Source organism: Mycoplasma sp. NEAQ87857 (assembly GCF_009792315.1).
Lineage (GTDB): Bacteria > Bacillota_I > Bacilli_A > Mycoplasmatales > Metamycoplasmataceae > Mycoplasmopsis.
In genome coordinates, this window is the sequence record NZ_CP045542.1 from 534,731 (window position 1) to 549,182 (window position 14,452).

Annotated in this window: 3 protein-coding genes; all 3 read right to left on the reverse strand. The window is 24.2% G+C overall.

Annotated features, from left to right (window positions below):
* Positions 1–96 precede the first annotated feature (96 nt).
* Positions 97–11,055, reverse strand: a complete 10,959-nt coding sequence (locus GE118_RS01880) for a GA module-containing protein (RefSeq protein WP_158763763.1) — start codon at positions 11,053–11,055, stop codon at positions 97–99.
* A 301-nt stretch (positions 11,056–11,356) separates the two neighbouring features.
* A complete protein-coding gene (locus GE118_RS01885) occupies positions 11,357–13,015 on the reverse strand; it encodes an IS1634 family transposase (protein ID WP_158763764.1) in 1,659 nt (552 codons plus the stop codon).
* Positions 13,016–13,297: 282 nt separating this feature from the next.
* Positions 13,298–14,407, reverse strand: coding sequence for a hypothetical protein (locus tag GE118_RS01890; RefSeq protein WP_158763765.1), 1,110 nt, complete (start codon positions 14,405–14,407; stop codon positions 13,298–13,300).
* Positions 14,408–14,452: the final 45 nt, after the last annotated feature.

Consider the following 14,452-nt stretch of genomic DNA (forward strand, 5'->3'; position numbering starts at 1 on the left):
AACTATAAAAGTTTTTTATTTATCTAAATTTTTTTAATTTTTGAATAAAAAATAAAAATTCCCAAGTATTATACTTAGGAATTTTGAAAAAATGAGTTATTTTTTCTTTCTTGTAAATATTGCACCCACTATAAATGCTAGTGAAGCAATTAAAGTAATTGGGAATAAATATCAAGCGGCTTTATTAGTTTTATTTGCTCCATCAATATCATTGATAGTTCTATCTAATAATTCTATAGCAGTAGTTATTTGATTATGATCGTTGGTTAAACCTTTATTGCTATTACCTAGAATTTTATTAGATTTAATAAATTCAATAGCATCAGTTAAATTATTTTGTTTATCTGGATTAGTTTTAGCAAATAAATCACTATCAATTAAATCATTTGCTTGATTGAATTTATTAATTAATTCTCCATGTTTATCATTTAACGCATTAGAATCATCTTTTAATTGAATTATACTTGATTCATTGTTTAATGTTTTAGCTTTGTTAGCTAAATCATTAATTAATTCAGGTTCAATATTTGGTAAATTGCTAATGTGATTTATAGTTTGATCAATTAAATCTTTGATTAATTTAATTCCTTTAGCAGCTTTATTGAATTGTTCTTTGATTTTATTGTTTAATTTTGTTATTTGATCTTTAACTTTAGCTGGATGGTTATTTAAAACATCAGTTGTTTGGTTTATAGCATCATTGATTGCTTTAATAATTGGATCTTTAATATTGTTTGGTAATAAAGTAAATTCATTATTATTAATTAAATTATTTTTATCTTTCTTAGCTTTGATTATTGCATCTTCTAATTTAATTTTATCTACTAAATTAGTAATTTTATCTTTGGCTTTAGCATAATCAATCACTTTAGGATTCTTGATTTTATTTAATTCTTTATCGATATTATCAACTAAATTATTAAATTTGTCTTTAAGATCATTAGATAAATTAGAATTATTAATTTCTTTTTTAGCTTTTTGTTTGGTATCTAAATAATTTGCTTTTGCTATAGCATCTTTAACTTTATCTACAGCTTTATTTAGTTGATTAATTAAATTATTAATATCATTTTCATTAGCTTCTTTATCGTTGATTAAGTCATTAATTTGTTTAATTAAATCCTTGATTTCTTTTGATAAATTGATTTTATCTACTGGATTAACTAAAGAATTATTTAAATCTTTTAATACATCTTTAGCATCTTTAATCGCTACTTTAGCTTTGGTATTAATGATTTCTTTGACTAATTCTTTAGTAGCTTCTTCAACTAATTTAGTATTAGATTTATCAAGTTTATTTATCTTATCAATAAGATCTTTGATCTTATTGATTTCATTAGGATATTTATCTTTTAATTTATTAATTAAATCATTTGCATCAATAATAGTCTTATCTAACTTAGCATTAGCTAAATCATTGAGCAATTTATTATTTTTATCAAATATCTCTTTAGAATTATTGATATTTGAATTATTAGTTGTATCAGTTATTGATTTATCTAATTTATCAACTATAGGTTGATATTTATTATTGTCTTTAATTGAATCAATATAGTCTTTAACTTTTTTAATTGTTTTATCAATTACAGCATCATTGATTGCTTTGTCAACTTTTTCTTTAGCATCCTTGTAATCTTTTGCTGAAGGATCAGTTTTATCTTTTAATTCATTTTCAATTTCATTAACCTTATTATGTAAATCTTCTTTAGTTTTTGGATCTAAGGTTGAATCATTTTTAGATAAGTCATTAGCAATATCAACACTATTATCATATTCAGCTTTTCTAACTTCTTTATCCGCTTCTTTTATACCTTTATCTAAATTATTAATTGCTTGATTGATATCTTCTTTTGAAGAATTATCATTAATCTGATCTTTAACTTTATTGATTAAATTATTTAGATTTTCTTTAAGTTCATTTTTCTTATTGTCATTTAATATTGAATTATCAATATTATTAATTATTTCATTAGCTTCATTAATTTTAGTTTTAGCTTTGGTGCTATTAATATCGTTGTTTAAATTACTTGTAGCTTGATCGACTTTAGATGTATCATCTTTATTAATATTGTTATTGATGATAATACTATTATTTAAATTATCAATTAACTCTTTATTTTTATTAGCATCTTTTGCTAATTCATTTAATAATTCTTTTGCATCAACATTTGCTATATCTAATTTAGCTTTAGCAATTTCGTTGATTAGTTTATTGTTATCTTGATCTATTTTTTTAGCAGATTTAGTATTGTTGTTTAACAAACTATCTTTAATTGCTTGATTTAACCCATCGTTGATATCTTTGTATTTATCATCGCTAATTTCTTTAATTAATTCTTTTGCATCAATGATAGTTTTATTTAATTTAGCATTTGCTATAGCTTTAGTTAAATCTTTAATAGCTTCTTTTTGTTTATTTTTTAAATCATTAGTAATAGGTTGGTTAGATATTTCATCAAGTACATCTTTTGTATTAGAAATTGCTTCATTTAAATCACTAACAACATTATTATATAAATCATTATTTTCTAAACTGTCTTTTAAATCTTTAGCTTTAATTAGCTCATTCTTTAATTTAGTATTATCTAAAACATTTTCTAAATTATTAGTTGAATCAATAATATTATTAACCATATCATCATTTAATGCTGGTTTAGCAGCTTCAATTGCATCTAAAAGAGTTTTATTTAGATCACTATCATCTACTGTTTTTAAATATTTTTCAGCATCATTAATAATATTATTTAACTTATCTTTAGCTAGATTTAAATCGTTTAATCTATCTATGGCATCAGTTAATGATTTAGTTAATTTATCAATATCTGTATTAATTGTATTTAATGTAACATCATTATCATTTAAATTATTAGATACTTCTGTAATTACCGTAGGTAAATCACCTTTTAAATTAATATCAGTATCTTTAGTATTGGCATTTAATCAATCATTTGCTTGATTGAGTAAATCTTGTAATTTATTTTTAGCTAAATCTAAGTTTAATTTATTATTGTTGTTTTCTAAATTAACTTTTGCATCACCATTTAACTTACTTAAAGCATCATTTAAGATGTTTTTAGCATCATCTAATTTAGATATGTAATTATTGAAGTTATTATCATTAACTACTAAGTTGCTATTATTGTTGGTGATATTTGCTTTATTGTATTGGTATAAATCTTGTAATTGATTTTTAGCATTATCAAAATTATCTTTTAATTCATTATCACTTAAAAGATAATTATTAGTAGTAGCAATATTAGTTAAGTTATTTAATAAATCCTTAATTTCGTTGTATTTATTATCTAATTTATTTAATTTATTAAATGCTTTAAGTTTATCTTCATAAGTATTATTAGTGTTTTTAATGTAATCTTTAAATAAATCATCTAAGTTTGAATCTAAATGATCTTTAGCATCAGTAGCTTTGGTCAATTCATTTAACGCTTTAGTTAATTTAGCTTCTAAATCACTAATTTGATCATTGATATTAGTTGCTTCATTATTTACTGGCATTAAATTATTTAGATTATTTTTTGAGTTATTTAAATCTAAAATAGCTGCTTTTAAATCATTATCAATAGCACCTTCAATAATAGTAGTTAAATCTTTGTTATAAATATTAGTTATTTTATTTAATAATTTAGCTGCTTTAATTTTATCTTTATCAATTTCGGTTCATTTATCTAAATCAATTAATTTACTATCAATATCAGTAATTTTTTTAGCAGTTAATAAACTAGTTTCAACATTTGAAACCTTAGTTTCTAAACTATTAACTAATTCAACTAGATTTAAATCTCTAAGTTGATCAATAACTTCTTTAGCATTATCAATATATTGTTTAGATTTATGATCAATTAATGATTTATCTAAATCATTAATTGCTTTATTTAAATCATCAATGGTACTTGAATTGTTATCTTTTATATCACTTGCAATTTTAATATCAGCAATTAATTTGGTTAAACTATCACCTGTGATCTTATTAGAATCTTTAAGATTATTAGCAATTGTAATTAAGTTATTTAGTTCATCTTTAACTAATTTAATAGCTGCAGAAGCATCTAATTCTGCTATTGCGTTATTAAATTCATCTCTAGCGTTATCAATAGCAGTTTCATCTAAACCATTATAAGAGTCATTTAAGATATTATTAACTGTATTTAATGCATTATCAAATTTTGCTTTTGAACTATCATTTGCATTAATATAACTTGAATCAGTTTTATTTCTAATACCAATATTTGAAGCTTCAAAGGTATCTTTTAAGCTTTCCATAGTGTTATTTAATTTGTTTGCTTTATCTAATATAGTTCCATTACCCAAATTATTAATATCATTATTAGATGTAATTTCATCTAATAATGATGCATCATCTATTTGTTTTTTAAATGCAGTTTTTTGACCGTTAGTTAAATGAGATAAGGTTTCAATTTTTGCTTTAGCATCATTTTTTAAATTATTCAATCTAGCATTTCCATCTAATGCATTAAGTTTAGTTTCTAAATCATTGACTAATGTAGTAATGTTATTTAAATCAAGTGATTTACCTTTTAAATTATTAGCATCATTAAGGTTTTGAACCTTATCTGTGTCATTTAAAGCATTATAAGCTTGTTTTAAATTGTTTTTAGCTGTTGTTGAAGAGTTTGTAAACTCATTTCCAGTTCAATCATTTTTAGCTTTATCATTTAAACTTGTTATTAAGTTTGCAAGTTTTGTATATTGATCATTTAATGATTTAGCCTTAGTAACAATATTATCAATATCAGCTTCATTAATATTATCTATTTCACTATATAAAGTATTTTTAACAGTATCTGATAGTCTATTAAGCTCTTTGATTTCATTTTTCTTTTTAGCTTTATTGGTATTTAATTGAGTTTCTTTTAATTTTTTATCTAATTCTACTGCTTGATTTGCTTTATCAACACTAGATATATTTGGTTGAGTATTTTTTATTTCTGCAGCAGTTATAGCATTTTTTAAACCATCTTTAATACCATTAAAGAATTCTGTTGTATAAGCAGGGTTATTATATTCACCATTAGCATCTTCTCATTTTGCTAATTCTTTTTTAGCTTCTTCTATAGCTTTTGTTAATGCATTATTAGCAGCTATAGAAGCTTTATCAGCTAGTTTTAAATCATTTAGTTTATTTAATTCAGTAGTATCAGCTATGTTAATGGTTAAGTTTGTATCAACTTCATTTTTAGTTTTTGGTTTATTACCAATAATTTGTACAGCTGATGGTTTATTATTACTAATTGCTTTTTCAATTTCTGCTTCTAGTTCATTATCTTTTAATAAATCATTTCTACTATTGATTAAATTATTAACTTCTAAAGCTTCTTTAAGTTCTTTAATAAATTTATCTTTAATAGCTACTGAATTTTCTTTTCCATTTAACTTACTATATTCAGTTATAAGAGTATTTAATTTAGATTCTAAACCATTGATAAAAGTTGTAGGATCAGCTACATCAGTATCATTAAATCCAGTAGTTGTAGCAGTAGCTTTATTATTATCATCTATTAATTGTTTTACTGCATCTAAAGCAGTATTATAAGCATCTTTATTAGTTGAATTATTAATATTTGTAGCATCACTTTCAGTAAGTGAAGGTAATTGAGTTTTAATTTTAAGAATTTCTTTATCAACTTTAACAGCGTTATTATAACCTTTAATTACTTCAACTAAATTAGCAGCTTCAGTTAAATGTTTTTTGAATTTATCTTTAATTGAATCATCAATATTAGCGAAATTACCTACAGCTTCAATTAATTTCGCTTTAGCTTGATCAATTTTATTTTTAAGAGTGTCTTTATCTCTTAAAATGTCATCCTTGTTATATCTTCTATATGAATTATCTAATGTAGCTCTTGCGGTTTCTACTTGATTTAATGAATCAGTTAAAGTATCAGGATTTGGCAAATCACTAATTAAGTGTTTAATTCTACTATCGCTAGTACCCATTTTATCTTTAACTAATTTTGCTTGTAATCTTGAATCTTGAAGATGAACTTCTGCAATAAGTTTTCCTGAGTATGTAGTTAGTGTATTTTCATCGCTATTATCATTTATTTTATTTCTTAAATCAGTAATTTTATTATTTAAAATTCTTGATTCTTCATTTAAATGATTTGCATCTAATTGATCTTTTAATTTATTTGCTTTAAATATCTCGTTATTAGCTATAGCAACAAATTTCGCTCTATTAATTTCTGCGATATCATTTCTTAATTCAGCAATTGTATTATGAGCGATTTTATTTGATTGAGCTTTATTTATATCAGCTAATAAACCAGGTTTAACACTATCATCCAAATTGCTTGAATTATATAATGCTTGAGCTTCTGTTATTTTTACTTCTAATTCTCTTTTTACTGCTTCTAAGTTTTGAGTACCATTTAAACCACTTATAGCATTTTCAATATTGCTAATAGCTGATCTAATAGTATTTTTAATGTCATCTTGGTTTGAATTAACAGTGGTAATAGTATTAGTACTATTAGGTTTAATATTTCCACCATCATCCATAAAACTTGATAAATTTATTGAACTTCTTAGAGCTTGTTTTTTATCTTCGGAAGCATTATTGTAATTATTTCTTTCTTCTTGAGTTAATGAATTATTATTAGTGATTAACTTATTAGCTTTTTCTTTTAATCCCAATACTTTTGCTGCTAGATTATTAATTTCTTTTACACCTTCAACAAAATTATTTACACTAGTAACAAAATCATTAGCTCTAGCCACAAAAGAAGCAAGCTTATCTTTTGTATCAGCATTAGTTGAGGTATTTAAGTTATAAGCAGCGTCAGAAATAGCTTTTTGGAATTTTCTAATTTGAAATGGTAAGTGAGTTAATAATACAATTTCATCTTGTTTTTCTTTAATTAATACATCTTTACCATCTAGTGCATCAATTAAGGTTTTTAAATCATTACCTCAACCAACTACTTGACCTTCATTAACTAAATTATTAATTTTTAATCCATTAATTGAACTTAAATTACCAATATGAGTTAATAAATTACCATTAATTTGAGATATCTTGTCATCTAATGTACGTTTATTTGAAGCTTTAGTGTAAATAACTGTCTTTTTGATTTCTAAGAATCTTTCAACTTGATTCTTAAAGTTATTTGCTTGATTATCAATTCTTTTTAGTTCATTAGTTAAATCAGTAGCTCCATCATAATGAGTTTTCTTTCTTGAAGGTCAATCTCAAGCAGTTAAGTTATTTTTATAAGCGTCTTTTATGCCGTCTGAGAAATTATTTAAATTATCAATCTCTCTTTTAAGATTATTAAGAACTGTATCACCATTTAAACTAGCTGCTGCATTTTCAAGATTATTTAATACTGTTGAAATTTTTTCTTTAGTAGTTTGGCTATTTAAATCTCTAGGATTTGTTATTAATGATAATTTATTACTTCCATTTTCTACACTTAAAAGAGCATCAAGTGCATTGTATGCATTTGTATATGTACTTTGATTATTTGCGTATTTATATTTGTTAGATGATTCTACTTCTCTTTTTTTATTATTATCTAAATATTTAATTGCTTTATATAATGGTAAATTATCTCTTGAAGTATTAGGTGCTCCATTTAATTCATATAAACGATTAACAAGAGCTTCATTTTCTACTTCATTATTATTGCTATTAACTAAATCAATATAGAAGTTTTTTAAACTTGAACTAAATAAGTCTAATGAATTTATTTTGTTTATTTTATTAGCTTTATTTAATTTTGCTAAACCATTTAATTGATCTGTAGCAACTTTAATTTTTCTTATATAGTCTTCTATGGTTTCTTTATTAGTTTGATTATTTAAATCACTAGGTGATTTAAGAGCTAATTTATATTTACCACCTTCAGATACAAATAAATTCTTAAATCCTGCTAATAAGGTGTTATACGTATTTTGTTTATCACTATCAGCATGAATATAATTATCACTAGCTTTAACCTTAGCTTCTTGACCTTCATTTAAATATTTTGTTGCTAAATACAATGCAATATCATCTCTATTTTTAGATGATTCTCCATTTAAATCAACCAAATTATTCATAAACTTTTTAGCTTCATCTAGATTGTTCATTTTATAAAGTTCATTTTTATAAAAATCTTTTAAGCCTGAACTAAATAAGTCTAATGAATCTATTTTATTAATAGTTGCTAAATTAGATGAACCATTTAATGCATTATATTTAGTATTTAAATCAGCAAGTTCGCTATTAAGACTATTTCTTACATTATCTAAATCAGTATGTTCATAACCTGAAGCTTTATAAGCGTTATATCTTAATTTATAATCACTTGAATTAAATCTACTAAGTAATTTATTATAAGCATCATCAAATGCTTTTTTAACTTTCGGTGTTGAGAATTTGTAATTAGCCAATGTTTCTCTATTTCTCTCAGTTCCATTGACTAATGATGTAAGTGTTAATAATCCTTTTGAAGAACCGTTATCTAAAACAATAGATTTAGCAATAGTGTTTATTCCTGAAGTACCCACAATATCAGTAGCTATAATTCTTAGAATATCTTGCGGTTTATCTCTAAAGTCATTTAGTAAGTAAGCTTTATAGGTGTTTTTGATTGAATCATCGATAAAATCTAATCCACCAATAGTATTAATTAAATTCTTAACTCTTTCTCCAAGTCCATTATCTATTTCATTGGTTAAATTTTTAATTTTTTGAATATATTGGTCATAATTTATGGTTTTATAAGGAGCAATTATGTATTTTCCACTATCATTGTTTAATATTGTATTTCTATCATTAGTGGTATAAATTTCAGTAGCTAAGAAATTGTTTTTATTCATTGCTTCATTAGCATATTCTTTTAATATTTCATTACCCTTTGCTACAATCGCTTTAACTTGCTCATCATTTAATTTTGATTCTTTTAAGTATTTATTTACTTGAAATACTGTTTTAAATAAATCATTTCAATCGAATTGGTATTCATTGAAAATTTTTGGTTCACTATTACTAAAGAAGTTTCTACTATAAGTGTTTTTATCAACTAAAGAGGTTGCTATCAAAGCATTATTTCAATCTAGATTATCTAAATCTACTAAATCTGTACCTATAGCATTTGTGCCAAATCTTTCTCTAGGTATTTTTCATTTTCTATTTTGATTAGTTATATTTGAAGGAGCAGAAAAAACAAAATTATTACCTTCAAAAGGATTTAACATTTTAAAATATGTTTTTCAATTAACACTAGCTACATCTCTTGCAGAACTTGCATTAAATACCATTCCAAATTTTTCGTATTCATTAATCTCTAAATTATTTGTTGCGTTATATACATTTGTATTTGGATCAGGATTAACTCCTTGTACTTCATATAATTTATTATTTTCTTTTTGATAATATTTATAATCAGCAATTGGTAGGTTAAAATCAACAGCTAAATTATTTGCTTTTGTTGATTTTATTTTTATAGGAATAGGTCTATTAGTTGTACGTTTATTAACTCAGAAATTAGCAGCAGCTACGCTACCACCTCTTCCTTTACCTGTTATGTCATTACGATCAAAAACTAAACGATTAGTTGCTCCGACATATGAAGCATCTTGGTCTCTTTCAGCACTACTTGGTTCTCAAAAGTTATTTTTTTCAAACTCCATTTCAACATAAATTGTAGTACCTGCATGATTAATTCAAGCATTATCTGAAAATGTTCAGTTAAATTGTAATGCACTACCAAAGGTATCTGATAAAGGTTTTAAGTCACTTATCCCTAAAGGTAGATTGGTGATTTTACCATATTCATGACCAAATATACCTTGTTTGTTTGAAGCACTTAAAAAATCACCTTTTAACCCTGCAGAATATCTTAAATATTCAACATCATCAATAGCTCCACTACTATTTTTATGTGGTGGATAAGCTAAACCATTGTTAGGTAATGTTCAAGGTATTCTTTTGGTAGTGCCATATATATTACCTTCTAATAATCTTGGGTCTTTAATGATTTTAGGATAACCAAATTCGACTTTAGGATATTTAGAAGTTGTTTTATAAGCAACTGTTAATTCATTAACAAATCCACTAAGTGGATCAAACGGTTTAAAACCATTTGATTTAACTCTATCATGATAGAATATGTCATATCATTGACCTAATGTATCTTCTTTAAGATGGTATTCATAATAAGGTACCTTTAAATCAAATTCAAGTTTTTCTTTATATCTTGGATCATTTTGATAGTTATTATGATTTCTAACTCAATAAATTTTTAATGGTTTATCTACAGGTTGAAAATCCTTAGATCATACAATATTCATATTAGTTCATCATTCAGCAGCTAAATTTGCATTGTTAGCTCCCTCTCAAGATGATGTACGCTTTTTATTTGGGTTAATACCAAATTCAAATCTATATTTTTGTCTTTTAGCATTTAATCCACCATCATCAACTCTAATAACTCTTACTAACTGTTCAGCACCATCTTGATTATTTTTATTCAAAGTATCAAATAAAGAATTAGGGAAGTTATCAGTTTTATGTAAAAGTGTGTATTTATTTTGTTTATTAAACTCTCTAATAGAACTAACACCTACTGAATTACCACTATTATAACCATTTAAATATTGAACTTCAGAATTACTGTTGTTTAATAAATCCGGTTTGTAATATGAAGCAATACCATCATCTCTACCATTTCTTGCATTATTCTCTAAATACTCAATATAAAATTTATTATTATCAAATTTATCATCAAAATTTGAGTTAAATAAACCTTTGTAAGTACTATTAAAACCATAAAAAGTATTGTCAATGGTAAAAACATCCCCACCTTTTGGTTCAGTATAGGTATTAATTAATCCAGTGTCAAAGAAAAAATGCTGATTATTTGTACTTTGAATTCTAGTTGAAACACGATCGGTATATTTTTTGGTTCCAGCATTATAATTTGAATCATTAGAATTGCTTGAAACAGCTAGCGAAGTAATAGAAAATAAAATTCCTGTGGTTGAAAGTACCATAAATGGTACTTTTTTTAGTTTATTTTTAATACGCATAAATGACCTCTTTTAGTATATGTGTAAATAATTGCACATTTATTATAGATGCAACAAATTATATATATATATATATAAGTTAGGTGTTTTTGAATGTTTAAATAAATATCAAACTGTAAAAGTTTTTAATTTGTTTAAAATTATTTATTTCATGAATAAAAAATAAAAAAATTCCTAAGTTTTATCCTTAGGAATTTTAAAAAAACTAAACTATTCCTGAGTTTCCAAGTTTTAACAAAAAACGATAAAAAGAGCATTTTATTGCTCTTTTTTCAACTTTTTCAAAAATTTACATTGTAATTTATGGTTTTTGAGTTTCTAATATCTTTTTGATAATAACAAAATCATTTAAATGTTGCATATTATCTTTATTTTCTATTAATTTTTCAGTGATAATTTTTGAATTTATCACTTCAACATATTTATTAGCACTTAAAATTGCTTTTATTAATCTTGTGTTAGTAAATCTTTCGTTTTTAACACCTAATACAGGTTCTAAGTTTTTATTTACTAAAGTTAGTAAATATCTCATAAGAACTAATGATATAAAGCATAAAAGGAAATATCCTTCAATGTGTTTATCACTCCGCACATACACAGGTCTAATTCTTAAAGCGTTTTTTAAAGTTCTGAAGTTTTCTTCAACTTGTCATTGTTTTGCATATAAATCAACAACATCTTGAACTGTAAGATCGTGTCTTGATGTTTCGTAAGCGTATAAACCATCAAACTTTTTATCTCTCTCGATTTTTTCATAATCTAACTTGTATGAAGTTGTTTTACCATTTTCAATTTCTTTAAAGAATTTGTATTTTTTACCAGCAAGCAAATCAGCTTGAGCAACAATACCATTTTTAGCTTTTTTATTGAAATTATCAATAAGAATTTGTCTATCTTGTTTATCTTTTTTAGCACGTTTTTCACTATAAGTTATTATTCTACGTCTAGTTCTTCCATTTGGACGTTTTTTCTGTCATAGTGATTCATAAGCTTCTTCTTTGAATTTAAAATTATCTAAATCTACATATCCTTCAGGATCTTGAGCAAATAATTTAGTTCTTTTGGTAGCGATTTTTAATCTGTAAGAGATTATAAAATCTATATTATTTTGTTCTAGAAATCTGATGTTTTTATTGGTACTCATTCCTCTATCAGCAATTATTGTAACCATTCTAAGGTTGTAAATTTTCTTGATTTCGTTGATAAATGGAATGAAAGTATTTGGGTCAGCTGTATTGCCTTTAAATAATTTGTAATGGATTGGAATACCATTTTCATCAGTGATTAAACCTACTACAATTTGATCTTCTTTGAATTTTCCATCTTTTGAATATCCTGGATGTTTAAGTCCTAAACTTGTAAAAGTCTCAAAATATACAGTTGATGAATCAAATCACATTACATCAACAGATCTTAGGTTTTTAGAAATTAACGAATTATTGATGTTTTTTAAAATAGTTGTTTTATTGTCTGAAAGATAATCTAAAGAGTTGTAGAATGTTGTCTTTTTTGAATCAAATTCTATTTCATAATCTGGGATACTTTCAAAAGTTTTAATAAGACTTTGTTGTTTTAAGATACGTGTTGAAATTATAAATTTCAATATTTTTATTAATTCTTTTGATCTTGTTTCTTTAGTTTTCTCAAAAATATCCAAGTCATCAATTGTGTTAAATAAAATCTGATGACCATAATTTACAACTTTTGATTCAACAACTGAATTTTTAAGAACTCTATTTACTTCTTGCAAAATTTTATCTTTAGGTCATTCAGGATCTCAATTAACACAAGCTTCTTTTAAGAGATTAATTGGGTCTTTTGTAGATTTTTCTAATTTTTCTAAATTACCTAAACCAATACTTCGCTTGTAACCTCTAGCATGACCATTTGAGATAGCTGCTGTGATGTAGTATGTGTCTTTTCTTTTACTTCTAACAATAATCCACTTTTCTTTTTTCATACTCCTAATTATACCATAATTACAATGTAATTATGTGGAAAAAATAATTTTTTTACTATACGTAGTATAGTAAGTATGGAAAAGTGTTAAAAAATTGGTCAAAACTTGGAAACACAGGAAAAATGAAGAATAATAGTTAATTTTTATATTTGTAAAATCACCTTTAGAATTTTAAAATAAGCAATAACAAACTAGATAATAAATAATTCACTTGATTTTTAATTTTAGGTATAAGTGGGAAATAAAGATATTGTCACAATTAAGTTAAATAAAAAATGGCTCTTAAGCCATTTTTGTTTTACATTGTTTACCCTTAAAAAAGATATTGATTAATTTGTTAATATACTTGATATTAACAAATATAACTAAACTTAATGAAGTAATAAATAACATTATTGCAATAATCACTAAAGCATAAAAAGCATAAATCATATGTGGTTGGAAAAATAATTCTCCAAACATAATAGTTCCTGTAGCTGATACACTTGCGGGGAAAGTTAAAGAAGTTCAAGAGAAACTATATTGGTGTAATTTAAGTGATTTAATTAAGATTGATAAATATAAACAAACACTTAAAGCTGCTCAACAAAATAAAATAATAGCAATTATTTGATAAAAAGGTTGATAGTTAAATATTGTACCGTTATATCTTTCAGGATCAAATGCAACTAAAAAACCAACACTAAGCATATTTGCAGGAGATGCATAAATTGCCATTGATGGGATGTTTTTATGATCTTGATGTGGCTTAAATAAGAATTTATATAAAACCAAAGGATACATAATAGCAAATATAATAAATCCTAATCATCAAATAGATTGTCAATATCATAAAGGTAAAATATTATCTAAGTTATTAATGTATGCTACTGAAATAGCTAATCCCACTAATGGTACAAACCATGAAGCATAAGCTTCATTTTTAAAATACTTAGGTTTAAATAAAATGTTCTTTAAAAAGAAAACTAAATATATTAATTGCAATGAAATAGCAATAAAAATATGAATATTAGTAATGATAAATAAAATATATCTTAATTGATTATCAGGAAGAAAATTGGTGTAAATTCAACCAAATGAATTACTTAAGATACATAAGCATAATAAAGTAACACCAACAGAACCTACAGATTCAGGATCTTTAATCTCTTTTTTTAATTGTGTTATTTTTAAACTAAAGTATCTTAAGAAAATTAATGAAACATAAAAGATACAAAAAGCAATGCAAAATATTTGCAATGCTAATAGATATCATTTTAATGTTAAGAAATTGTTCTGGAAAAAAGTTGTAACTATAAAAGTTCCAGTAGTAGCAATTCCCATAGTTCCTAAACCTACAGCATTTAAAGCTAAAGGTATGGATTTTATTTTATTTCAAAAAGAACAAGACATAGTTTCAATTTTAGAACTTTTTAGCAATTACAAAATATCATAATT